This is a genomic window from Sorangium sp. So ce204, assembly GCF_051526795.1.
Classification (GTDB): domain Bacteria; phylum Myxococcota_A; class Polyangia; order Polyangiales; family Polyangiaceae; genus Sorangium; species Sorangium cellulosum_B.
Window position 1 is genome coordinate 7,330,241 of the sequence record NZ_CP150317.1, and the last position, 24,603, is coordinate 7,354,843.

Sequence of the window (24,603 nt, forward strand, 5' to 3'; positions counted from 1 at the left end):
CAGATTTCCCCCGCCACGGCGAGCGTGGCCGCGCTCAGGCGGGCTCGGCCCCGCGGCGGCGGTGCGCGCGCTTGCTGCGCTCGACGAGCGCGACGAGCTCCTCGCGCGTGACCCCGAGCCGCGCCGCCGTCCGGTGCGCGAGCGAGGTCCGGGCCACCCCGTCGACGAACTGGTATGTCGGCCACTGCTGCGCGTCGAGCTCGACCTGCAGGAACACGAGCCGATCGACCGGCCGCTCCCGCTCGAGCCGCGCCGCGAGCTCGAGGAAGTGCGTCGTGATGAAGGCCTGAGGGCGGAGCTCCGAGAGGAGCGAGATCACGAGCTGGAAGATCTCCTCGCCCTCCGACGGGTTCGTGCCCGAGCAGAGCTCGTCGAGCACCACCATGTCGCCGACCTGCATCGCCTCGAACAGCGACCTGATGCGGAGCAGCTCCATCCCGAGGCGGCCCTCGCTCTGATCGGCCTGCGCCTGCTCGATCAGCGACACGAAGAGCCCGTGGCACGGCGAGAGGCGCGCCTCCGCGGCCGGCACGAAGAAGCCCGCCTGCCCCATCATCTGGGCCAGCGAGAGCGCCTCGAGCAGCCGGGTCTTCCCCCCCGAGTTCGGCCCGGTCACGATGACGGTCGCGTCGTGGTGATCGGTCGCGATGTCGCACGGGACCGTGCTCGCCGAGCTCGCCAGGAGCAGCGGGTTGAACAGCCCCTTGAGCTCGCGCCCAGGGCTCCCGCCGCGCGCGCCGTGCGCGCCGCCCGACGAGCCCGGCGAGGCGAGCTCGGGCAGACAGACGGAGAGCCCGGCCGCGCGGGCGCGGTCGCGCAGCGCGAGGCCGGCGAGGTAGAACTCGAGATCTCCGAGCAGCTGGACGAGCGCGACGAGATCGTCCTCGATGCCGTCGAACACGCTGTTGACGTGGCGGGCGAGCAGCTCGTCGTCGCTGAACCGGTACCCCCTCCACAGCATCACGAGCTTCGTGACCAGGCGCCCGAGCGGCGACTGGTGGAAGCGGTTCTCGCTGTTCTCGCGGATCGACAGGGCGCGCAGATCGCGGACATGGCCGTCGGAGCCGACGCGGATCCGGACGTCCAGCGTCGCGATCTCCTCGTCGTACGCGAGCAGATCCGCGAGGCGGCGGTACCCCTCGCCCTCGCGCACGGCCGCGCCGAACGCCGAGAGCCGCGACAGGCCCGAGCGAGCGCCCGCGAACCCACCGGCGAGCGCGTCGAACGCGTCCTTGGCGGCGGCGAGGATGTCCAGCCGGCGCCGGCTGCCTTCGCCGCGAGAGATGGGGATCGTCTCGATCTGGCGCACCCAGCGGCGCAGCGCCGCGTAAGCGCGCTCGAGATCGCGGCGCTGCGCCTCCGACCCGGTGAGCTCCCGGAAGATCGCGCGCCGGAGCTCGACGGTGTCGCGATCGCTCGGCGGCTGGGAGAGGGCGCGGCCCAGCAGCGCCGGGCTCGGGATGTACGTGCGGCCTTCGCTCGTGAAAGGGAGGCAGCCCACGATGAGCTCGCGCAGGAAGACGTGCTGCGCGAAGCGGGCGGGATCCCACGTCGACGCGGGCAGCGAGGCCGACTCGACGTGCCGATCGAACGCCCCCGCGGGCGCGCCGCCCGCGAACGCGAACGCCAGCGACTCCTTGACCGCCCGCGCGTCGACCCGGAGCGCCGGCCGGTGCGAGAGGAGATCGGGCGCGGAGCGCTGTCCTGGCGGGGCGTCAGGCAGGACGGGTTCCGGCGGCGCCGCGCTCACGACCTCGAGCCTACTACGATGCGTCGGGCCGGAGCGCTCGTCCGGTGTCCGGTGCCGCCGCTGCGCGGTGGCCAGGGAGGGTCTCGGCATGCCCCCGTCGACACGCGCGGCGCGCCGTTGTTCCCGGGCGGCCGGGAACGACCGAGTTCCTGGCACGACGTCTGCCTCGGTGTGCGCCCGGAGATGCACCATGAGCTATCGCTGCACGATGAGCAGAATACGCTGGTTCTCCGGCCCAACCGTCCTCGCGCTCGCGCTCGCCGGCACGGCCTGCAGGAGCGAGAGCGAGAGAGCTGAAGGAGCGGTCCGCGAGCCCGGTGACCAGACGATCAGGAGAGGCGAACCGCCTCCGGGCCCGGACCAGACGCCCGGCAAAGACCTGCGCGAGCAGGCCGGGCGCGTGGGCGAAAAGGCGGAGCAGCTCGCCCAGGAGGGCAAGGAGCTCGGCAAGGAGGCGCGAGAGCAGGCCGGGCGCGCGGGTGACAAGGCAGAGCAGCTCGCCCGGGAGGGCCAGCAGCTCGGCCAGGAGACGCGCGAGAAGGCCGAGCAGCTCGCCGAGCGCGGGCGCCAGGCGGGCCGCGATGTCGGCGACCAGATGAACAGGGTCGGCGAGCAGACCGGCGCGCTCAAGGACGACCAGGGCGCGCGCCCGCAGTCGGCGCCGCCTGCCGCTCCCAAGGACAAGGCCGCGCCGCAGCCCCCGCAACAGGGCCAGGCCGAGGGAGCCAAGAAGCAGGAGGGAAATGCCGCCGCGATGACGCGCGACGAGTGGACGCAGGCAGCGAAGGACAACGACTATCAGGTCACCTTCGGCCGTGACGGCTCGGTCATCGCCACGAAGGAGGCGAAGCGGACCGGCGCGCGCCCGTCCGACGAGACGCTCCGCAACGCGGTCGGCGGCAAGCTCGCGGAGAGCGATCATGACGCGGTGAAGAAGCTGCACGTCACGGTGCGCGACGGCGTGGTCACGCTGCAAGGCACCGTCGCCAGCGTGAAGGAGGCGACCGAGGCGGTGAAGGAGGCAATGGACGCCGATGGCGTCACCAAGGTGATCTCCTACATCCGTCACGGCTCATGACGCCCTGAGGCCGTCGACCTGGCCGCAGTCAAGGCGGTGCCCCCGGTCGCCGCCGAGCGGATGCCCCCCGGATCACCCGCCTTCCGCCCCCCCTCTGCCCCATCCCGAGCCGCAGCAGAGCGGCGGTCACCCGCACAGGAGACGGGCCCAGATCGGCGTTTTCGGCGCGGAAGCGCACTCCCGTGCGCTGAGCACCGAAAACGCCGAGGTGGGCCCGTATCCGAAGCGGGTGCCCGCCGCTCTAGTGGGTGAAGTTTTTGGGGCGGAGCTTTACGGAGCGCTCCACGGCCTCCGCGGGTGAGAGCGCCAGCATGAGCGTCTCATCGAAGCAGTCGGACCTCGAGACGACGACGACCTGCGTGCCCACGGGCAGCTCGGTCTTGAGCGGCGTCTTGCCGAGCGTCTTTCCCTTCCAGCTCACGGTCGCGTCGGGCGGATCGCTCGCGATCGTCACGCTCGCCCTGGGGCCCTCCTCGGGCTTCTTCTCGACGGTCTCCCCGGCCTCGGCGCCGCGCGAGGCGACCACGGCCGCAGGAGCATCGAGGGCGGGCGCGTGCTGGTTCGCGACGTGAACCGCGCCACCGACCAGCGCGACCAGCGCGGTCAGGGCGGACGCGCCGATGAGGTAGCCGCGCTTCGAGGCCGACACGGGCCCCGACGTTGTCGCTCGCAGGCTCACCGAGTCGCTCACGGGGGTCCTGGGCCGCTCGACGCCCGACGCCCGCTCGAAGCCCGACACGCGCTCGACGCCCGACCGGCTGGACTCCCCGACATAGGGCAGCCTGCTGCCCGAGCCGGAGCCCGAGGGAGCCATCGCGACGCCGATGCCGCTCATCGTCACCTGGCTGGAGGCGTCGCTCAGCAGCGACGCGCTGGCCACCCGCTCGATCTGCGCCTTGATCTGCTGGCGTATGGAGGCCCGGCTCTCGGCGAAGATCCCCCGCATGCAGGCGCCGAGGAACTCGCTGCGGACGTCCTCGCCCGACCACTGAAGGTAGTTCTCGAGCACATCGCACATCTCCTGCGCCGTCGCGAAGCGCCTCGATGGCTCGCGATCGAGGGCCCTCGCGGTGATCTGATCGAGCGCGATGGGGATGCCCGGAACGACGGTGGAGAGCCGCGGTATCTTCCCCAGCAGGAGCTGGTGCATCACGGTGATCTGATCGCCCTCGAACAGCCGCCGCCCGGCGAGGAGCTCCCAGAGCACGACGCCGACCGCGAAGATGTCCGCCCGGCGGTCCACCGTCTTGCCCGCCGTGACCTGCTCGGGCGCCATATACGTCAGCTTGCCCTTGAAGGTCCCGCTCTCGGTGCTGGAGGCGTTGACGGCGGCCTTGGCCACGCCGAAATCCACGAGCTTCACCGCGCCGTCGTACGTGATGAAGATGTTGTGCGGCGAGACGTCGCGATGCACGATGCCGAGAGGCCGACCGTCGAAATCGCAGAGCTCATGCGCGTAATGGAGCCCGCGCAGCACCTCGGCCACGATCCGGATCCACGTGCCGCGGACGAGCCCGCCCGTGCCGGACTCCCGCTCGACAGCCGCCTTCATGACGCGCTTCAGCGGCTGGCCCTCCAGGTACTCCATCACAATGAAATAGCCGTCCCGATCGCTGCCGACCTCGTAGGTCTGGACGACATTCGGGTGGTTCATGCGAGCCGAGAGCTTGGCCTCGTCCATGAACATGAGGACCTGGCGATCCTCCTCGTCCCCGGAGCTGCGGAGACGCTTGACGACGACCAGCTTGTTCACCGAGGCGGGCCCGTGAGCCATCGCGAGGAAGACGTCCGCCATCCCGCCGCGGCCGAGCTTCGCGATGGGACGATACCGGCCGAGCCCAAGCTGGGTCGGTGTGTCTCTCAAGATCGACGCTCCGTGTTCTCCGATCACACTCACCTCAGTGTGCAAAATCCGATAATTGTGCGTCCGAGTCAATGCGAAGAGTTTGCGTCCTCGCCATCAAGGAAAACATGCTCCAATGAAGTGAATGGCCTACAATCGTATGAGCAAGAGCGGCAAGAGACGACATCCAAACACACGCACACACGCGCATTCACGAACACCGCACCCCCGCACGTAGGTCCCGCGCTGCGCTTTGGCTGCTGCGCGTTACCTGCTGCGCGTTACCTGCTGCGCGTTGGGTGCTTCGTGCGCAATTCGCCGCTGGCCGGGAAGGGGCCGTGCCGCCGAGCCCTGAGGTGACTCCCTTCCCGGTAGCGCCCGCGCAAGGTCGATCGCATTGCAAACACGGGGTCTGCTGCGGGCGTTGATGGAAACGTAACAAGGGATACGCCACGTGCAATCCGTCGCGACACGATCGCACGAAATTTCCGCGACGTTCCGCGCCGGACGCAATACGCCACGCGCAACCGGCGCGGCTCGATGACGATGACGATGACGAGGAGGACGGTGACGCCTGCGAGCGAGGCGCCGCCGCTCAGCCGCTCAGAGCTTCCAGAGCGCGCAGCCCCAGTGGACGCCGGTCCCGAGCGCGAGCACCATGGCGAGCTGCCCTTTCTTCACCCTTCCGGCGCGCATCTCCTCGTCGATGAGGATGGGCACGGTGGCGCCGCTCGTGTTGCCGAATCGATCGATGTTGCTCGGGAGCTTCTCGACGGGCACGCCGAGGTCCTTGCGAATGTGCTCGTTGATCCGGCCGTTCGCCTGGTGCGCCAGGAACACGTCGATCTGCTCGATCGCGAGGCCCTGAGAGGCGCAGAGCTCCCGCGCCGTCGCCGGGAGCTTGGTCACCGCGAACTTGAAGAGCTCGCGGCCATCCATGCGGGGGATATGCAGATCCTCGTCGAACGACGTCGGCTTCCAGTACGGGCGCGAGCGGAAGCCGCCGCCCGGCACGAAGAGGAGCTCGGCGAAGCGTCCATCGGAGCAGATCTTGTTGCCGCGCAGGCCCGCGTCGCGATCGGTCGCGCGGAGGACGAGCGCCCCCGACCCGTCCCCGAACAGGACGGCGAGGTTCCGGTGGCGGTCGGCGTGCGCCCGCGCCTCCGGCGTCGCGGAGCGGCCATTCTTCGGGTCGAGCGCTCCCCAGTCCTCCCAGGGCATGAAGCCGGCGTGCGCCTCTGCGCCCACGAACAGGATGGTCTTGGCGGCCCCGGTCTGGATCAGCCCGTCGATCGTCTGGAGGCCGAACAGCATCGCGGCACACTGCTGCCGGATGTCGAGCGCGGGGACGCCCGGAATGCCCAGCTTCGCGCCGAGCAGCGCCCCGGAGCCAGGGAAAATATAGTCCGGCGTCATCGTGGCAAAGAGGATGTAATCGATCTCCGACGGCGCGATGCGCGCCGACTCGATCGCGCGCTTCGCCGCTTCGCACGCGAGATCGCTCACCCCCACGCCGTCCGGCGCGTAATGGCGCTGGCGGATACCGGAGCGCTGGTAAATCCACTCGTCGGAGGTCGTGATCACCCGCGCGAGGTCGTCGTTGGTGACAGGTTCTCCGGGCACGTAGTGGCCCGTCCCGATGATCTCAAATCCAATCTTTGTCACAGAAGTGCCTTACCTGAACCGCAGGCGCGCCGCGACCGGGAACCGCACACCCGCACACGACCGCGCCCGGCCGCCTCGCGCCGCAGCGCGGCGGGCGGTGGTCACGCTCATGAGCTCGCCGGGACGTTGCACCCTGCTTGACGGAAACGCGCCGCCTCGATAGCCTGCCAGCCGCTCTGGCGGCGTTGTACCCGCCCCCGTCGTCGGCGGCCGCCGGGCGCCGCGATCATCGTCGGCGGGCGGCCCAGCTGCAGATGGGGCAGCCGGTCATGTCGTGGCGCAGCGCCGGGCAGTGCTCGCGGCCGAAGTAGATGAGCTGCAGGTGGAGCTTGTTCCACTGCTCGGGCGGGAACGTGCGCTTCAGGTCGCGCTCCGTCTCGACGACGTCCCTTCCGGACGACAGCCCCCAGCGGAACGCGAGCCGGTGAATGTGGGTATCGACCGGGAAGGCGGGGTGGCCGAAGGCCTGCGCCATGACCACCGAGGCCGTCTTGTGACCGACCCCCGGGAGGGCCTCCAGGGCCTCGAACGAGGCGGGGACGACGCCGCCGTGCTCGGTCGCGATCCGCTCGCTCAGCGCCTTCAGGTGCCGCGCCTTGGTGGGCGCGAACCCGATCCTCCGGATGAGCTGGGCGATCTCCTCGGTGGGCACCGCCGCCATGGCCGCGGGCGTCCGGGCGCGCGCGAGGAGCGCCGGCATCACCGCGTTGACCATCTTGTCCGTCGTCTGGGCGCTGAGCATCACCGCGACGAGCAGCGAATACGGATCGTCGTGGGCCAGCGGAATGGGCGGGGCCGGGTACAATCGGTCGAGGATCTCGGCGATCCTCGCGGCTTTCTCGGCGCGCTTCACGGCGGCCAGGGCAGCCCGTAGAACGAGAGCAGATCGCCGAGCTCTTCATCGGAGAGGACCTCGCGCGAGAAAGGCGGCATCTGCCCGCCGTAGCCGACGAACCCGCCGTGCCGGACCTTCTCGATGAAGACCAGCCGCCGGTCGGCCTCCGTGTACTCGCCGAGCGGGTGCTCCTCCAGCGTCTTGTCGGGCAGCGCCGGCGCCCGCGCCACGAGCCGGCCTTCCCCCGAATGGGCGCGCCCGTGGCACGAGGCGCAGGCGCGCTCGTGGATGCGCCCGCCCGCGGCCGCGTCGCCAGCCGGGATCTGGCTCAGCTCGTAGACCGGCGTGAAGGGGACGGCCTCGGCCGCGCCTGCATCGCCGGGCAGCGACTCCAGGTAGGCATAGATCGCCTGCGCGGCGTCGTCGTCCGCCGTCCAGGGCAGGTCCTTCGTCATGAAGTAATAGAGGCAATGGTTGATCGCGCCGAGGAGCTCGACCTCTTGCCCGCCCCAGTAATGCGGGCGCTCGACGGCGCCGGCCAGCGGGGCGCCCGGGAGCATGGCGTCGCCCGCGTCGCCGGCGACAGCTTCATGGCACGTCGCGCAGGAATAGCGATTGAAGCGCGTCTCCGCGATCGACGGGTCCCGGAAGAGCGCCGCGCCGTGGTCGACGGCCGTCGCGTCGACGACCTTCGTCTCGGGATCACCCGGACAGCCGCAGAGGAGCGCCGCGCACGCGAGCGCGGCCGCAAGGCTGACGGGCGCCCTCACGGCGCCTCCGGCGCGACGCGCACGAGCCCGTCGGGATAGAGGCCCACCTCCGTGTCGCTGAGCGTCTCCAGCGTCTCTGGATCGAGCCGGAGCACCCTGCCGGGCGTCGCGCTCCTGTCGCCCTCGCAGACGAGGAAGAGCCCGTGCTCCTCGTCGAGCTGCGCGAGGTGCGGCCGCATGCATTCGTCGGCGATGTTCCGGGTGACGACGCCGTCGTCGTCCGCGGTCACGCCGATCCTCACGATGGTGTCGGGCACCTGGGTCGGCACATAGATGGCGCTCCCGTCGGGGGTCCACGCGGGGAAGTAGGGCGCGCCGATCGTGAGGATCTTCCGGGAATCGTCGAACGTCTCCGACGCGACGTCGAAGAAGCGCACGTCCCTGCTCTCCGTGCTGCTCACGGCGATGGTCTTCCCATCGGGCGACATGACGGCGGCGTAGGGCCCGTAGTTGTTGGCATGGGGCGACGGGCTGGAGGTGGACCCCACCGGCACGCGCTTCACCTCGGCGGAAGGGTCCGTCAGGTCGACGATCGCGAGCACGTCCTCACCGTAACAAGCGACGTAGGCGCGGGCGCCGTCCGGGCGCGAGAGGGCGATTCCGTGGGCGGCCATGCAGACCGGGATGAACTCCGGCTCGGGCGACCCCGAGAGCAGGACCTCCTCGGGATCGATCACCGCGAGGGACGAGCGCGCCGCCTCGGCGTCGCCCGGGTTGTCGAGCACGCGTTTCAGATCGAAATGAGAGACGACCACGCGCTTGCCGTCCTCCGAGATCACGATATCGCCCGGGTTGGCCTCGACGCGCACCTGCCCGAGGATGCGCAGATCGTCGAGCGCGAGCTTCTGGACGTAGCCCGCCACCACGCTCCCGCCGTGCACCGCGTGGGGGCCGATCGCGCCGGCGATGTCAGGGTACGACAGCGCGACGTAAACGGCGCCGCCCTCGGCGTCCACGGCCACATGGTGAGGCCCGTCGATCGTCACGGGATCGCGGCCCACGGGGTGGACGCCGAACCGCTCCCCGGTCGCGAGCGAGACGAGAGAGATCGTATCGGAGAGGCTATCGCTCACCAGGCCCATCCCGCCCTCCGGAATCGTGATCTCGGGGAGTCGGTCCGGATACGCGTCGCCTTCGTAGGCCCTGTAGCGGTATTCGATGATGGGCTCGGGATCGCTGCAGCTCACCAGCATCGCCGCCGCGAGCGCGCAACCCAGGAATCGCGAAATGACCATAGATGACCTCGAGACGAGCGCCTCCGGCTCGGACGCGCCGCATCCTAGCAGCCGCCGGCGCGCCGGCCGGCGGCTCCGCCCTACCATGGCTCGGCTCGCTCGTACGCCTCGACGTGACGCTCGGCCGACGTCCGCCGCCGCGCGGCGCGATGTGGGACGTACTACGCGCGTTCTGCGCTCTCTCTTCCTCGGTCGGCGCCGGCCCCCAACGGCAGCGCTACCGCTCGAGTGAACATTTCTTGATCGGGCGCTGTGGTGTTGTCATGTAAGGAAGCGATGAGCCAGACACGAGCGGTGGGCATCGCAACATGGGAGCCCGGTCGGCGGAGGATCGCGCGAGCGCGCCCAGGTCGCCCCGCGGCGCGCTTCTTCCTTGCATCCCTCGCGCTCGCGGCGTGCGCCGGGGAGGAGTCCATCGCTCCGGCGCCGCTCCCTGCGCCGGTCCCGCTGCCAGCGCTCAGCGGCGCGCCGCTGACGACCGCTCGCACCTGGGCGCCGCGCGCCGCGGTGGCCGATCCGCCGGACAGGAACCCCGCGGTCCCGGCGGAGATCGAGCAGATGCTCGCGGAGGGCTACGGCGAGCTCGAGGGCGGGCCGGGGCAGCCGCTCGCCCCGGCGACGCTCGACGACACCCCTCCACCGCCGCGCGGCGAGCGGCCGACGCTCCTGACGAGGTTCGTCCACCTCGCCGACACCCAGCTCGCGGACGACGAGTCGCCCGCTCGGCTGGCGATCTTCGACTCGCCCGGCGTGTTCGCGTCGGCGTTCCGCCCGCAGGAAGGGCACGAGTGCCGGATCCTCAACGCCGCCGTCCGCACGATCAACGCGCTCCATCGCAGCGCGCCGATCGACTTCGTCCTGCTCGGCGGCGACAACGCCGACAGCGCGCAGACGAACGAGATCGCGTGGTTCTCGGCCATCCTCGACGGCGCCGAGCGCGTCGAGTGCGACTCGGGCGCTGACGACGATCCCGAGCCAGGCCCCGACAACGATCCCAAGGATCCGTTCTTCGCCGAGGGGCTGCTCGTGCCCTGGCGATGGGTGACCGGCAACCACGATGTCCTGCACCAGGGGAACTTCCCGGTGCACACGCGCGCCGAGCTCGCGACGGGGAGCTGGTCGGACGGCGGGACGCGCGACTGGTCTCTCCCCGGCGCTCCGGTGATCACGGGCGAGGTCGTCCCCGACCCGAGGAGAGCGCTCCTGAGCCGCCCCGAGGTGCTCGATCGGGTCGCGGCGACCGGCGACGGGCACGGGATCGGGCCCGACGAGCGCGCGTACGGCAAGGCGTTCTACGAGTTCGACATGAAGGACACCCCCCTTCGCGTCATCGTGCTCGATACGGCCGCCGAGACGGGCGGGCCGAACGGCGTGATCCTCCAGGACGACGTCGATCGGTTCATCCGTCCCGCGCTCGACCGCGCGAAGCGCGAGCGCAGGTGGGTCATCCTCACGTCCCACCACGCGTCGCGCTCGCTCGGGGACGGCTCCTTCGCCGCGACGGGCACCCCCGCCGTGCCCGGCGCGATCGACGTCGATGCGTGGCAGTCGCTCGTCGGCGGCTACGACAACGTCCTGCTCCACCTCGCCGGACACACCCACGTGCACCGGGTGACCCGGGTCTCTCCAGCCGGCGGGCACGCGTACTGGGAGCTCGAGACCTCAGCGCTCGCCGACTACCCCCATCAGGTCCGCGTCATCGAGATCTGGGACGAGGACAACGGCTTCCTCGCCATCCGGGGCGCCGCCCTCGACTACGCCGTCGACGACGACCCGATCGCCGCCGAAGGGCGCCGCCGGGCCGTCGTGGACGTCACCTCCGGCTTCGGCGACGACGGCCGCGGAGAGCCCTCGTGGCGCAACGTCGAGCTCTCGATCGCGCGGCCCGACTGACCTCGCGCGCCGCGCGCCGGCCTCGCGCGGGCGGCCCCGGCCGTCGCTCATCCGCCGTCGCGCAGCGGCACCGTCTCCCGCAGCTCGATCGACAGCGGGGGTCCGCCCCCGCTGCGGATCGCGGCGGCCATCGTGTGCCGCGCCGAGGGCTGGTAGAGCGCGAACTGCCAGGCCGAGCGGTCGTCGCCGAGCCGAGGATCGAACGAGATGCCGATCGAAGGGCCATCGTCCAGGTGGAACGAGAACTGATCGAGCGGGATCGCGAGCCCCATCCCGCGCGCCTTGATGTACGACTCCTTGAGCGTCCAGTACTCGAAGAAGCGCGCGCGCTGCCTCTCCGGCGGCAGCGCGCGCAGCGCCCTCACCTCGCCCGGCGAGAAGAAGCGATCGGCGATGTCCACCGCGCCGCTCGCGCGCTCGGTGTCCTCGACGTCGACGCCCACGTCGCGATCCAGCGCGACCAGGCAGGCGATCAGCCCCCGCGTGTTCGACAGGTTGAACCGGATCGGCGGCACGCCCGGAGGTCCGGCGATCTGCGGGCGGCCGAACTCGTTCCGGACGAACGACCACGCCTCGGGCGCGACGTTCGCGTACTTCGAGAGGACCGTGCGCACGAGGGCGCGGGTGAGCAGGTACTCGTGCCGGTTCTCGGCGAACAGGAAGCGCGCCTGCTGCGCCGCCTCGTCAGGCGCCATCAGCCGGTGGTACGCCTCGAGCAACGCCTCGTCGCGAGCCGAGTCGCAGAAGACGTACCAGAGGTGCGCGGCGCCGGGGCCGATCGTGAGCATCTACATCATCCTCGGCGGCGCCGCGCCTGCAGGGCCCGGCAGGATCTCCCGAAGACAGCTGTCGGCGCTGCGCTCGACGGGCCGCTGGCGCGGGTATCCGAACGACACCTCCTCGAAACGAACACCGTCGATCCAGTCGGTGCGGGGGATGTGGAGGTGCCCTGACACGACCACCCGCGCGCGGAACCGCGTGTGCCAGTCGTGCGTGCGCCGCGTCCCGCACCAGATCGAGAAACGCGGGATGTGCCGCAGCCGCACGAGCTCTTCGCGCAGCGGGAAGTGGTTGATGAGCACCGTGGGGCGCCCCTCGATCGCGCCGAGGCGGGCCTCCGTCGCGGCGAGGCGGGCCCGGCACCACGCGGGCCGGCTCGCGTAGGGGGCCGGGTCGAGCAGCTCCTCGTCGCTGCAGAGGACGCCGCTCTCCATCGCCCACGCCACCGCGTCGCGCTCGGGCACGCCGTCCGGCCGGAAGCTGTAGTCGTAGAGCAGGAACATCGGCGCCAGCACGTGCGGTCCGCCCTCGCCGTCCCAGATCGCGTAGGGGTCCTCCGGCGTGAGCACGCCGCGGCTCCGACACAGCTCGACCAGCCGCTCGTACCGGGCCTGGCCGCGCGGGCCGCCGCGCTCACTCGGCATCGTATAGAGCTCGTGGTTGCCCGGCGTCCACACGAGCCGCTTGAACCGCGGACCCAGGGTCTCGAGGACGTAGATGAGGTGCTGCTCCGTCTCCCCGAGATCACCGGCGAGGATGAGCCAGTCGCTCGGCCGCGGCGTCATGCGCTCGATGGCCCACCGGTTCTCCGCATACCCGACGTGGAGATCGCTGAGTGCGAAGAGCTTCATCCGAATACCGCGCCGCCGGGGGCCGGACCGGCGAGCCGGCCGCCCCCACCCACACCACGGCCGACGACGGGCGTCCACTGCCGAGCGCCGCCGCCGGGCGGAGCGGTCCCCGGGGCAAGGCGACTGCCCTCCCCCATTTTGGGCCCGGTTCCGCGGCTCCTGGCGCGCCGCATTAAACTAGGGCTCCAATCCTTGTGCCATCTGTGCTACGCGCGTGTGAAGTCAGCACCATGCCTCTGCCCCAACGACAAGGTCTTTACGATCCGGCTTTCGAACACGACGCATGCGGTCTCGGATTCGTCGCCACGCTCCGCCGTGAAGCGACGCACGAGGTCGTTTGCCAAGCGCTCGAGATCCTCGAAAATCTAACCCATCGCGGCGCCGCTGGCTGCGACCCCTGCACCGGCGATGGCGCGGGCGTCCTCCTCCAGATCCCGCACGAGCTGTACGCCACGTCCCTGGCCGCCCTTGGCATCGCGCTGCCTGCTCCCGGCGACTACGCCGTCGCGACGGCGTTCTTCTCCCAGCTCCCGTCGCGGCGCCGCCAGTGCGAGGCGATCCTCGAGGCCGCGGTCGTGCACCACGGACAGCGCGTCCTCGGCTGGCGCGACGTCCCCATCGACGACGCGGCGATCGGCCCGACCGCGCGTGACTCGCGCCCCGCGATCCGCCAGCTGTTCATCGGCAGGGTCGCGCCGCGCCAGTCCTTCGAGCAGGTCCTGTATGCGATCCGCAAGCGCGCCGGCCGCGCCGCCAACGCCGACGACTTCTACATCACGTCGTGCTCGTCGCGGACGGTCGTCTACAAGGGCCTGATGCTCGCGGAGCAGGTCGCGGCGTTCTACCCCGATCTGTCCGACAAGCGCACCGTGTCGCGGCTCGCGATGGTGCACTCGCGCTTCTCCACGAACACCTTCCCCACGTGGGAGCGCGCGCACCCGTACCGGGTCATCGCGCACAACGGCGAGATCAACACCGTGCGCGGCAACACCGCGTGGATGTCGGCGCGCGAGGCGCTGCTGAAGAGCGATGTCTTCGCGAACGCGATCGAGGACTTCAAGCCGATCATCCGCCCGGGCGGCTCCGACTCGTCCGCGCTCGACAACGTGGTCGACTTCCTGCTCGCGAGCGGCCGCTCGCTGCCCCACGTGATGATGATGCTCGTGCCCGAGGCCTGGGCGCTCGACCCGGACATGTCGGCCGAGAAGAAGGCGTTCTACGAGTACCACGGCTGTCTGATCGAGCCGTGGGACGGCCCCGCGGCGCTGTGCTTCACGGACGGACGGCTGATCGGCGCGACGCTCGACCGGAACGGGCTGCGCCCCGCGAAGTACGTCGTGACGAGCGACGGGCTCGTCGTGCTCGCGAGCGAGTTCGGCGTCCTCGACATCGAGCCGGCGCGCGTGATCCAGAAGGGGCGCCTCCAGCCGGGCAAGATGTTCCTCGTCGACACGACCGAGGGTCGCGTCGTCAGCGACGACGAGATCAAGCGCCGCGTCGCGACGCAGAAGCCCTACGCGGCGTGGGTCGCCGAGAACAAGATTGATCTGCGCGCCCTCGAGGACGTGCCGAGCCTCTACACCATCCCGCACGCGGACCTCCGGGGCCTGCAGCAGGCGTTCGGCTACACCGAGGAGGACCTGCGGATGATCCTCGGGCCGATGGCCACCCTCGGCGAGGAGCCGGTGGGCTCGATGGGCATCGACATCCCGCTCGCCGTGCTCTCCGAGAGGCCCCAGCTGCTCTTCCGCTACTTCAAGCAGCTGTTCGCGCAGGTCACGAACCCGCCGATCGACCCGCTCCGCGAGGAGATCGTGATGTCGCTCGTGAGCTGCGTCGGCGGCGAGGGCAACCTCCTCGAGGAGACGCCCCGCCAGTGCCGGATGCTCGAGCTGCCGCACCCGATCCTCACGCAGGACGACCTGTCGAAGCTGCGGAAGAACGTCTTCCCCGACTTCCGCGCGGCCACGCTGCCCATGTACTTCCCGGTCGACGGCGACCCGGAGGACAACCTGCGCGCCGCGCTCGCGAAGCTCTGCAAGGACGCGAGCCGCGCGATCGCCGACGGCGCGAGCATCCTCATCCTCAGCGACCGCGGCATCGACGAGACGCTCGCCCCCATCCCGAGCCTGCTCGCGGTGGGCGCCGTGCACCACCACCTCATCAACGAGGGGGCGCGCACGCGCGCGGGCATCATCGTCGAGACCGGCGAGGCGCGCGAGGTCGGCCACATCGCGCTGCTCATCGGCTACGGCGCCGGCGCGGTGAACCCGTACCTCGCGTTCGAGTCGATCGCGGCGATGTGCCGCGACAAGACCCTCGGCGCCGACCTCTCGCCGACCGCGGCGGGCTCGCGGTACGTGAAGGGGCTCAAGAAGGGCATCCTGAAGATCATGTCGAAGATGGGGATCAGCGCGCTCTCCAGCTACCAGGGCGCGCAGATCTTCGAGGCGATCGGCATCGATCAGCTCGTCATCGACGCGTACTTCACCGGCACGGCGTCGCGCGTCCGCGGCGTCGGGCTGCGCGAGATCGCGGAGGAGGCGCTCGCGCGCCACCACGCGGCCTACGGCGAGCGGGCGCGCGCGCACCTCGACGTCGGCGGCCACCACCACTTCCGCGTGTCCGGCGAGCGGCACCTCTGGACGCCGCAGTCGATCGCGTCGCTCCAGCGGGCGGTCCGCCTCGACGACGCGAAGAGCTACGCCGAGTACGCCTCCATCATCAACGAGCAGCAGGAGCACCCGATGTCGCTCCGCGGCCTGTGGGACTTCAGGCCCGCGGGCCCGCCGGTGCCGATCGAGGAGGTCGAGCCCGCCGCCTCGATCGTGAAGCGCTTCGCCACGGGCGCCATGTCCTTCGGGAGCATCTCGAAGGAGGCGCACGAGACGCTCGCGATCGCGATGAACCGGATCGGCGCGCGGTCGAACACCGGCGAGGGCGGCGAGGACCCGGTGCGCTTCCTCCGGCTGCCGAACGGCGACTCGAAGCGGAGCGCGGTGAAGCAGGTCGCCTCGGCGCGGTTCGGCGTCACGGCCGAGTACCTCGTGAACGCCGACGAGCTGCAGATCAAGATGGCGCAGGGGGCCAAGCCCGGCGAGGGCGGCCAGCTCCCGGGCCACAAGGTCGACGCGGTGATCGCGAAGGTGCGCCACTCGACGCCCGGCGTGACGCTCATCTCGCCGCCGCCGCACCACGACATCTACTCGATCGAGGATCTCGCGCAGCTCATCTTCGACCTGAAGAACATCAACTCGAAGGCGCGCATCAGCGTGAAGCTCGTCGCCGAGGCGGGCGTCGGCACGATCGCCGCGGGCGTCGTGAAGGCGCACGCCGACGTGGTGCTGATCAGCGGCGACTCGGGCGGCACCGGCGCCTCCCCGCTTACGTCGATCCACCACGCGGGCGTCGCGTGGGAGCTCGGCCTCGCCGAGGCGCACCAGGTGCTCGTGATGAACGGGCTCCGCGGCCGCGCCATCGTGCAGACCGACGGCAAGCTGATGACGGGCCGCGACGTCGCGTTCGCCGCGCTGCTCGGCGCCGAGGAGTTCGGCTTCTCCACGGCGCCGCTGGTCGCGACCGGCTGCATCATGATGCGCAAGTGCCACCTCAACACCTGCCCGGTCGGCATCGCCACGCAGGACCCCGAGCTCCGCAAGAAGTTCACGGGCGCGCCGGAGCACGTCATCAACTTCTTCTTCTACGTGGCCGAGGAGCTCCGGCAGATCATGGCGCGCCTGGGCTTCCGCACGCTGACCGAGATGGTCGGGCGCTCCGACTGCATCGTGCAGCGGAGCGCCGGGCTCCACCCGAAGGCGAGGAAGATCGACTGCTCCGAGGTGCTGTACCGCCCGAAGGAGGCGCTCACGAGCCCGACCCACTGCGTGGAGCTGCAGGACCACAAGCTCGACCGGGTGCTCGACCTCAAGCTGATCGAGAAGGCGCGCGCGACGATCGACGGCGGGGCGCCCGTCGTCATCGAGACCCGCGTCAAGAACTCGGATCGGACGCTCGGCGCGATGCTGAGCGGCGAGATCGCGCGCCGCCACGGCAGCGCCGGGCTCCCCGAGGACAGCATCGTGGTCAAGTGCGCCGGCAGCGCGGGCCAGAGCTTCGGCGCCTTCGCCTCGCGGGGCATGACCCTCGAGCTCGAAGGCGACGCGAACGACTACGTCGGCAAGGGCCTCTCGGGCGGCGTGGTCGCGGTGCGGCCGCCGCGCGAGGCGCCGTTCCGGCCGGACGATCAGGTCATCGTGGGCAACGTCGTGCTGTACGGCGCGACGGGCGGCCGCGCGTTCTTCAACGGCCGCGCGGGCGAGCGCTTCGCGGTCCGGAACAGCGGGGCCACCACCGTCGTCGAGGGCGTGGGCGACCACGGCTGCGAGTACATGACGGGCGGCACCGTGATCATCCTCGGCACCACCGGCCGCAACTTCGGGGCCGGCATGAGCGGCGGGCTCGCCTACGTCTTCGACGAGGACGCGCTCTTCGAGGCGCGCTGCAACAAGGAGATGGTGCAGCTCGAGACGATGACCGCCGCCGACGCCGAGTCGGTGCGGGCGCTGCTCGAGGAGCACGTGCGGCGCACGGGCAGCCGGAAGGCGATCGAGCTGCTCGAGTCCTGGCAGGCCGTCCTGTCGAAGTTCGTGAAGGTCGTCCCGAGCGAGTACCGCCGCGCCCTGGAGGCCGCGGCGTCGCCCGCGACGAACGGGGCGGACGGGTCCGACAGGCTCGTGTCTCTCCTTTCTCCTTCCACCCCCTATGTTTCCACCGGACGTTACATCCCCGCCAACGCGGGTCCCCTGAGCACGGGAGAGAGGTCGGCCGCCCATGGGTAAGGTACGAGGCTTCCTCGAGATCCAGCGGGTCGACATCAAGAAGCGGCCCGTCTCCGAGCGTTTGAACGACTGGCAGGAGTTCGAGCTCCCGGTCCCCGACGCCGAGCTGCGCGATCAGGCAGCGCGGTGCATGGACTGCGGCATCCCGTTCTGTCACGACGGATGTCCGCTCGGGAACCTGATCCCCGACTGGAACGATCACATGTTCCGCGATCGCCTCCCCGAGGCGATCGCGTCGCTCGACGCGACGAACAACTTCCCCGAGTTCACCGGGCGCGTGTGCCCCGCGCCTTGCGAGGCGGGGTGCGTTCTGAACATCGAGAGCAAGCCGGTCACCATCAAGAACGTCGAGCGCGCGATCGCGGATCGCGCGTTCGACCGGAACCTGGTCGTGCCGGTCATCGCGAAGCAGCGCACGGGCAAGAAGGTCGCGGTGATCGGCTCGGGGCCCGCCGGGCTCGCTGCTGCCCAGCAGCTCGCGCGCAAGGGCCACGATGTGACGCTCTTCGAGCGCGACGACCGCATCGGCGGCCTGCTCCGGTACGGCATCCCCGACTTCAAGATGGAGAAGCACCTCATCGACCGGCGCATGGAGCAGATGCAGGCCGAGGGGGTGACGTTCCGCACGGGCGTCCACTGCGGCGTCGACATCACCGGCGACGCCCTGCGCGAGCAGTACGACGCCGTCGTGCTGTGCGGCGGGGCGCGCCGGCCGCGCGACCTGCCGGTGCCCGGCCGGGAGCTGAAGGGCGTCCACTTCGCGATGGATTTCCTGACCCAGCAGAACAAGCGGGTCGCCGGCGACGTGATCCCCGACAGCGAGGCGATCTTCGCCACGGACAAGCGGGTGGTCGTCATCGGCGGCGGCGACACCGGCTCCGACTGCCTCGGCACGAGCCACCGCCACCGCGCGGCGCACGTGACGCAGCTCGAGCTCCTCCCCCGCCCCCCCGAGCAGCGCTCGCTGACGAACCCGTGGCCCGCGTGGCCGCTCATCCTCCGCACCTCGTCCTCCCACGAGGAGGGCGGCGAGCGCGACTGGTCGGTGTCGACCACCGCGTTCCTCGGGGACGAGCACGGCCACGTCCGCGCGCTCCAGGCGACGCGGGTGAAGCTGGAAGGCGGGAAGTTCGCGCCGGTCCCGGGGAGCGAGTTCGAGATCCCGTGCGAGCTCGTCCTGCTCGCGATGGGCTTCGTCGGCTCCGAGCGCGAGGGGCTGCTCGAGCAGCTCGGCGTCGAGATGGACCAGCGCGGCAACGTGAAGGCCCACGGCGGGCGCACCAGCGTGGAGGGCGTCTTCGCCGCCGGCGACATGTCGCGCGGACAGAGCCTCGTCGTCTGGGCCATCGCCGAGGGGCGCAAGGCCGCGGACGCGGTCGACGCGTACCTGATGCAGCCGGCGAAGCGCCGGCTGGCGCTCGCGGCGGGCTAGAGCTCGACCGTGCGAGCGCTGGTCTGGGACGGAACGGCCGCGCGCGTCATCGACCGCGACCCCCCCTCGACCACGGCCGGCATGGCCGTGGTCGAGGTGCGGTGCGCCGGGATCTGCAACACGGATCTCGAGATCATCCAAGGTTACATGGGCTTCCGCGGCACGCTCGGGCACGAGTTCGTCGGCGATGTCGTGGAGGGCCCGGCCGCCTGGCTCGGCCGCCGCGTGGTGGGCGAGATCAACTTCGCATGCGGCCGCTGCGAGAGCTGCGCGCGCGGGCTGGGCAGGCACTGCCCGACGCGCACGGTCATGGGCATCGTCGGCGCCGACGGCGCGCTGGCGGAGCGCGTCGCGGTGCCCGTGGTGAACCTCCACGCCGTGGCCGACGGGGTCGACGACGAGGAGGCGGTGTTCGCGGAGCCGCTCGCGGCGGCGTTCGCGATCCTGGAGCAGGTGCGCGTGTCGCCGGGCGCGTCGGCGCTCGTGTTCGGCGACGGCAAGCTCGGCCTGCTCATCGCGCAGGTCCTCCACCAGGCTGGCGCCCGCGTCCTCGCGGTCGGCAAACACGAGGAGAAGCTCGCCCTGCTGCGCGCGCAGGGCATCGCGACCGAGCTCGTTCGCCCGGGGCCCTCGGGCCAGCCCGACGCCGGTGCCTCGCCGCCTCTGGGCGCCTGGGCCGGAGATCCGGCTGAGCTGGTGGTCGAGGCCACAGGCACCGCCGAGGGGTTCGTGCGGGCCGTCCGCGCGACCCGGCCCAGGGGCACGCTCGTGCTCAAGAGCACGGTGGCCGGGCTCTCCAGCGTCCACCTCGCGGAGCTCGTCATCAACGAGATCACCGTCGTCGGGTCGCGCTGCGGGCTGTTCGGGCCAGCGCTGCGCGCCCTCGAGGCCCGGGCCGTCGACGTCCGCTCCCTCGTGTCGGCGCGACTCCCGCTGGAGCGCGCCGCAGAGGCGCTGACGGCCGCCGCGGCGCCCGGCGCCCTCAAGGTGCTCGTCACCCGCTGAGCTCCGCGCGCTGGTCAGCTCGGTCAGCTCGTCCGGTCGTGCGTTATGGGCGCACCTGCGCTGTGCGGCGCTCCTAGCGGCGGAACAGGCCGGACATGAACCGCGATGGCGGCGGGAGCTGCCGCGGACGCCACGCCGACGCGGCCACGATGGACACGCCGTTGCGCATGAGCAGGAGCGCGGGCTCGTCGCTCCGGACGTCGAACCCCTGGCTCAGGCGGAGCGCTCCGCGGACCAGCGACTCGTGCGGCGAGACGCGGAGCGGCTCGAAGCCGTTCATGCGGAGGCGGCGCTGCCAGGCGCCCCGGCGCTCGTGCCGCTCGACCCGCGCGGCCCCCTCGCCCACCACCACGTTCATCACCTCCTGCCCGAAGAAGACCTGCTCGATGGTCTCCCGCGCGGCGATGTGCGGCGGGAGCAGCGCCTCGAGCGCCTGGAATACCGCGTAGTAGTGGCCGATCGCCTCCGACAGCCTCGGGAGGAATTGATGTGCGTTGTGCTCCACATCCGGCTCGACGAGCGTCAGCACGCGCGGCGACAGCGCGCGGATCCTCGTGAGGATGGTGTCGCGGTTCGCGGTGGCGTGCACCGAGGCATCCGGCACGTGGTGCAATGCGAACGCCGCATTGACCGCGATGGGCGCCGTGGAGCGGGACGCGATACGGCTCCAGTCGACGCGCTCCACCGAGGACGCGACGCCGTGGAACTCGAAGGGGACCTTCAGCCGCTCCGCCCACCCCCCGATGAACGCGCCCGCCCAGCGCAACCGCTGCTCGGGATCGGGGCCCCGGCACGGCAGATCGATGCCGGTCAGCCGGACCCGCGGCGGGCCGCCGGGCCGCGTCGCCAGCCGGTGTAGCAGGAATGGCCACTGCGTACCGCCGCCAACGCCGATGTCGATGACATGGATCTCCCCCTCGTCCTGGAACGCCTCGACGATGGCCGCGTTCGCGCTGAGGTAGCCGAACCGGATGAGCGGCGTCGCGTGGACGAGCAGCTGAAACGCCGCGAGCATGTCCCGCGGCCCGGCGCTGCGCAGGTACAGATTCCCGTCGCCGGAGCGATCTCCGTCCAGGCGGGCGAGCAGCGCCCGGCCAAACACCCCAGAGATGCGCTCGGACGCGTCCCCCGTATCGGGCTCGGCCCGCAGGATGCCCTCGATGAGGGCCCTCGCGCGCTCGGTATCCCCCGCGTCGATCGCCTCGCCCGCCGCCAGGAGGCGGCTCAGGAACGGGCGGCGACGCGAGTGGGTTTGGCGGGTCCCCGAGCTCGGCTGCTGCCCTGGGCTGGACGCGGTCGAGCTGGTGGGCCCCTCGATGTGCGCTCGCAGGCTAAGAGGCGCCTCTTCGGCCGATTCGTGTCTACGGATCGCGTTCATGGTGTCCAGGGCTGTTCAACCAGGCAGCCCGCCGTCCTGGCTGGGCTCTCCGCGGGCAGCCGATTTCAGGCGAGAACGCATGACGTCGACCACCTCGCAGGAGCCAGGGGTTTCAATGTTTGCACATGTCGCTGAGGGAGAGCCCGACGGCGAGCAAGGGGCAGGCGCTCGGCGGCCGCGCGCCCGCGGCGAGGCCGCGAAGCGCGGCGCCCACCCGTGACGCGACCTGAGCTCGCAGGGAGACCCGACAGACAACTCTTTGTACATCGATGAAGCCGCCCGCCCGGTCAAGTCCAAGATCGTCATTGTGCGTCGCGCCCCCGTCCTCGTGTTCCGCGCGCCGTCCGAGCCTGTCTTCTGGCGACAGACGTAGGCACTCGTAGGCGTCCCGCGAGGCGCGCGTGATCGCGCCGCAGGCGGAAGCCCCGCCGGCCGCGGCGCGCGCGGATCGCGAGGAGCGCGGCCTCGATGACGCAGGCCGCGCGCGACGCACGGGCCACGGAACACTTCACCGATGGTCTCTTCAGGGCGCATCGTGGGCTCCGACCTGGCGAGCACGCGCCGGACTCGTTGAGTTGACCGTGGTCGTGACAGCACCTCGCTGGAGACGGGGCTTACACACCACATTACAACCCGCATAATCAGCTCTGTAAAGTCCCTATACATGGCCGTTCGGTCGATCGAGCCCACGTTGCGTCGCCAGATGGAGGCAACCCTGCGACGATCGGGCGCTCCCCTGCCCGAGAAACAGCGCCGCGACGGCCTTCAGGCCTTCGGAAAGAGCAGAGCGTTTGCTGGAGGTGATGTATGGAACGACCGCCCCATCGGGCTCAGCAGCCTACGCCGGGAGCGACTTCGTCATCGCAACGCAGCCGGAGGACGAGCGCTCTCCGGCGACGCGGCGGCACCATTGACGCACTCCTGCACCTGTGCATGCGACGGCGGGCGCCAGCGGTTCAGTCGTTATCGGACACGTCGCTTCCCTCGGCGAAGTGGGAGCGATCGACGCCATTCTTCTCGAGCCAGCGTCGAATTCGATTCCTGTGCACTCCGAGCCGGATGGCCGCGCGAGACACATTGCCTCGCTCGAGGCGAAGCGCCTCGGCGATCTCGTCTTCGGGCGGCGCCTGGCCTGCGCGCGCCGATCGAACATCGCTCGCCGTCGGCCGGGCCTGCGGCTCGACCGCCTCCGGGCTCAGCCCGACGCCGGCGAGCGGATCCAGATCCTTGGCCTCGACCGTGCGCCGCCCCTCGTCGAGCGCGCGCGTCACGGCGCGCCGCGCCTCGCCGACGAACTCGCGCAGATTCCCCGGCCATCGGCGCATCGCGCACGCGATGATCATCGAATGGTGAATCGCGGGCGGCGCGCTTTGAGCGGCCGCGCCGACCGCCTTTGCGCATTGCGCGAACAGCCACGGGATCTCCTCGGTCCGCTCGCGGAGGGGCGGGAGCCGGACCTCGGGCCGGCCGATACGGTAGTAGAGATCATCCCGGAAGCGGCCCTGGGCGACGCGGGCGCGGAGGTCGTGTGTCGCCGCGCAGATCCGGATCTGCACCGGGCGAGGCGCGACCGCGCCGAGCTCGAGGACCTGCCGGGTGTCGATCGTCCGCAGCAGCTTCGCCTGGACGGCCGCGTCGAGCTCCGCCACCTCGTCGAGGAAGAGCGTGCCTCCGTGGGCGGCCTGCACATAGCCGTCGGTGTCGTGCGTCGCGCCGGAGTAAGCGCCGCGCCTGGCGCCGAAGAGGAGCCGCTCCGCCAGGCCCTCCGGGATGGCCGCGCAGTTGACGGCGACGAACGGGCCGCGCGCCTGCGGGCCCGCCTCGTGGTAGGCGCGCGCCGCGAGCTCTTTGCCCGTGCCGCTCTCGCCCGTCACGAGGAGGCTGTCTCCCCCGGCCGCGGCGCGGATGATCGTGTCGTAAATCAGCTGCAGCCTCGGCCCGAGGACGCTCTCCTTTTCGAGGCGCACGCCCCCGCGCGCGAAGCTCCGGATGTCGCTGAGCGCGAGGAACACCGACGTCCCCGCGCCGACGACCTGGATCGCGTCCCTCCGCACCTCGCCGCGGATGGGCTCGCCGTTGACCGACGTCCCGTTGGTGCTGCCGAGGTCCTCCACGGTCCAGGCGCCGCCGTCGTACGCGATGCGGGCGTGTCGCCGCGACATGAGCGAGTCGTCCATGAGCGGCACGCCGCCGACGCCTCCGCGACCCACCACCACGGAGCCACGATCCAGCGGGATGGGAGCGCAGCGCGGCTGATCCCCCGAGAAGATCAGCACGATGCCGGGGACAGGCTCGGCGACCGAGGGCTCCGGTGAAACCGAGACGCGGACGGTGGAGTGGTCCATCGGGCACAATCTTACCCGTTGAAGAACCTGGCCGGCCAGTGGCCGGCCATCCCAACGGCCTGCGAAGGCTCTCTGGGCAGAACTCCCAGCAAATCCAGGTCGCCCCGTTCGCCAGGTTCGGCACAAGTTGTGCTTGTTCCCTCGGCATGGTGGCCTCTGCAAGAGCTCGCATCCATCGGGACCGGGGGTCTGCCCTCGAGGTGAACATGGGATCCGGCCGCAACATCGAGGAGGCGAGCCGCCGCTCGTCCCGGCGTCTGCACACATCCCGCACCCTGCCGAGCCTCCCCACCCACCCCGGCCTCCAGAGCATCAGCGGCCTCCGCGGCGCTCTCGAGTTCCTGGAGTGGCCGGCGTCCGAGTGGACGCCCAAGGACCTCCAGGAGTGGTTCGTGGACCACCTCGTGACCCCGGGCCTGATGAAGCGCCCCCAGATCGTGCGCGAGCCCGGCGCGACGCCCGTCATGCTCGATCCCCGGGCCGACGGCGGCAGCAACCTCGAGGAGCTCATCCACAAGGCCCGCGGGCGCGTCATCACGGCCCTCCGGGGGCTGATCGCGCCCGTCGCCGACGATCGATTCCTGAACGCGGCGATCTACGGGGGCAGGGTCCGCCGGGCGGCGGTCGGCGGCCGTCCCGTCTGGGTCGCTTCGCCGCGCGAGATCGACTTCCTCGGCGACATTGTGCTCAGTTTGCTCGCCGCCGACATCCTGCTCGACCGGGAGTTCTATCGCGCACACCTGTGCATCTGCGAGGTGTGCGGAAGGGTGTCATTCAAGGAGACCGCGGACGCGCGAGGCGTATGCAGCGAGCATCGCAGCAGTGTGTCCGGGTTCACGCCGCGGGTGCGCTGAGCGCCTGCGGCGGAGTCGTGACGCCAGAGACGATAAAGGCCGGCTGAAGAG

Annotated in this window: 16 protein-coding genes; 6 read left to right on the forward strand and 10 right to left on the reverse strand. The window is 70.9% G+C overall.

All coding sequences use genetic code 11. From position 1 onward, the window contains the following. Positions 1 to 34 precede the first annotated feature (34 nt). Positions 35 to 1,750: a MutS-related protein gene (locus WMF22_RS27380; RefSeq protein WP_437292941.1), complete on the reverse strand. Its 1,716-nt coding sequence runs from the start codon at positions 1,748 to 1,750 to the stop codon at positions 35 to 37. A gap of 190 nt (positions 1,751 to 1,940) precedes the next feature. On the opposite strand from WMF22_RS27380, the gene WMF22_RS27385 reads away from it, so the two are divergent. Continuing rightward, the gene (locus WMF22_RS27385) at positions 1,941 to 2,828 is read left to right on the forward strand and encodes a BON domain-containing protein (protein WP_438031684.1); all 888 of its coding nucleotides are present in this window, start codon (positions 1,941 to 1,943) and stop codon (positions 2,826 to 2,828) included. Between the two features lie 241 nt (positions 2,829 to 3,069). On the opposite strand, the gene WMF22_RS27390 is transcribed toward WMF22_RS27385, so the two are convergent. The 5 genes from WMF22_RS27390 to WMF22_RS27410 all read right to left on the reverse strand — a co-directional run bounded on the left by WMF22_RS27390 (position 3,070) and on the right by WMF22_RS27410 (position 9,176). Then, positions 3,070 to 4,692: a protein kinase domain-containing protein gene (locus WMF22_RS27390; RefSeq protein ID WP_438031685.1), complete on the reverse strand. Its 1,623-nt coding sequence runs from the start codon at positions 4,690 to 4,692 to the stop codon at positions 3,070 to 3,072. Positions 4,693 to 5,274: 582 nt separating this feature from the next. Further along, positions 5,275 to 6,336, reverse strand: a complete 1,062-nt coding sequence (locus tag WMF22_RS27395) for a 3-oxoacyl-ACP synthase III family protein (RefSeq protein ID WP_437292944.1) — start codon at positions 6,334 to 6,336, stop codon at positions 5,275 to 5,277. 226 nt (positions 6,337 to 6,562) lie between these two features. Continuing rightward, positions 6,563 to 7,189: an endonuclease III domain-containing protein gene (locus tag WMF22_RS27400; protein WP_012237685.1), complete on the reverse strand. Its 627-nt coding sequence runs from the start codon at positions 7,187 to 7,189 to the stop codon at positions 6,563 to 6,565. After that, complete coding sequence (locus WMF22_RS27405) at positions 7,186 to 7,941, reverse strand: c-type cytochrome (RefSeq protein WP_437292946.1); 756 nt, start codon at positions 7,939 to 7,941, stop codon at positions 7,186 to 7,188. The genes WMF22_RS27400 and WMF22_RS27405 overlap by 4 nt, the downstream gene beginning before the upstream one ends. After that, on the reverse strand, positions 7,938 to 9,176 hold the full coding sequence (locus WMF22_RS27410) for a YncE family protein (RefSeq protein WP_438031686.1): 1,239 nt from the start codon (positions 9,174 to 9,176) through the stop codon (positions 7,938 to 7,940). Before WMF22_RS27410 ends, WMF22_RS27405 begins: the two co-directional genes overlap by 4 nt. Positions 9,177 to 9,452: 276 nt before the next feature. Here WMF22_RS27410 and WMF22_RS27415 point away from each other — a divergent pair, with 276 nt between their 5' ends. Next, positions 9,453 to 11,069, forward strand: a complete 1,617-nt coding sequence (locus WMF22_RS27415; protein ID WP_437292948.1) for a metallophosphoesterase — start codon at positions 9,453 to 9,455, stop codon at positions 11,067 to 11,069. Positions 11,070 to 11,116: 47 nt separating this feature from the next. Here the strand turns inward: WMF22_RS27415 and WMF22_RS27420 are convergent, their stop codons facing one another. Together WMF22_RS27420 and WMF22_RS27425 are read right to left on the reverse strand one after the other, a co-directional pair. Further along, positions 11,117 to 11,857 carry a 4'-phosphopantetheinyl transferase family protein gene (locus WMF22_RS27420; protein WP_437292949.1) on the reverse strand — a complete coding sequence of 247 codons (741 nt, stop codon included), beginning with the start codon at positions 11,855 to 11,857 and terminating at the stop codon, positions 11,117 to 11,119. After that, the gene (locus WMF22_RS27425) at positions 11,858 to 12,700 is read right to left on the reverse strand and encodes a metallophosphoesterase family protein (RefSeq protein WP_437292950.1); all 843 of its coding nucleotides are present in this window, start codon (positions 12,698 to 12,700) and stop codon (positions 11,858 to 11,860) included. It abuts the gene before it with no gap. A 230-nt stretch (positions 12,701 to 12,930) separates the two neighbouring features. Between WMF22_RS27425 and gltB the strand changes: the two genes are divergently transcribed. The 3 genes from gltB to WMF22_RS27440 are packed head-to-tail and all read left to right on the forward strand — an operon-like array spanning position 12,931 to position 19,975. Next, entirely contained in the window at positions 12,931 to 17,538 is a 4,608-nt protein-coding gene (gene gltB / locus WMF22_RS27430) for a glutamate synthase large subunit (RefSeq protein WP_438031687.1), read from the forward strand. Then, positions 17,531 to 18,970: a glutamate synthase subunit beta gene (locus WMF22_RS27435; protein ID WP_438031688.1), complete on the forward strand. Its 1,440-nt coding sequence runs from the start codon at positions 17,531 to 17,533 to the stop codon at positions 18,968 to 18,970. The genes gltB and WMF22_RS27435 overlap by 8 nt, the downstream gene beginning before the upstream one ends. A gap of 9 nt (positions 18,971 to 18,979) precedes the next feature. Next, positions 18,980 to 19,975, forward strand: a complete 996-nt coding sequence (locus WMF22_RS27440) for an MDR/zinc-dependent alcohol dehydrogenase-like family protein (RefSeq protein WP_438031689.1) — start codon at positions 18,980 to 18,982, stop codon at positions 19,973 to 19,975. 73 nt (positions 19,976 to 20,048) lie between these two features. On the opposite strand, the gene WMF22_RS27445 is transcribed toward WMF22_RS27440, so the two are convergent. Together WMF22_RS27445 and WMF22_RS27450 are read right to left on the reverse strand one after the other, a co-directional pair. Next, positions 20,049 to 21,353 carry a GRAS family protein gene (locus tag WMF22_RS27445; protein WP_437292954.1) on the reverse strand — a complete coding sequence of 435 codons (1,305 nt, stop codon included), beginning with the start codon at positions 21,351 to 21,353 and terminating at the stop codon, positions 20,049 to 20,051. Between the two features lie 956 nt (positions 21,354 to 22,309). Continuing rightward, positions 22,310 to 23,698, reverse strand: coding sequence for a sigma 54-interacting transcriptional regulator (locus WMF22_RS27450; RefSeq protein WP_438031690.1), 1,389 nt, complete (start codon positions 23,696 to 23,698; stop codon positions 22,310 to 22,312). 206 nt (positions 23,699 to 23,904) lie between these two features. Here WMF22_RS27450 and WMF22_RS27455 point away from each other — a divergent pair, with 206 nt between their 5' ends. Beyond that, positions 23,905 to 24,552: a hypothetical protein gene (locus WMF22_RS27455; protein ID WP_437292956.1), complete on the forward strand. Its 648-nt coding sequence runs from the start codon at positions 23,905 to 23,907 to the stop codon at positions 24,550 to 24,552. Positions 24,553 to 24,603 lie beyond the last annotated feature (51 nt).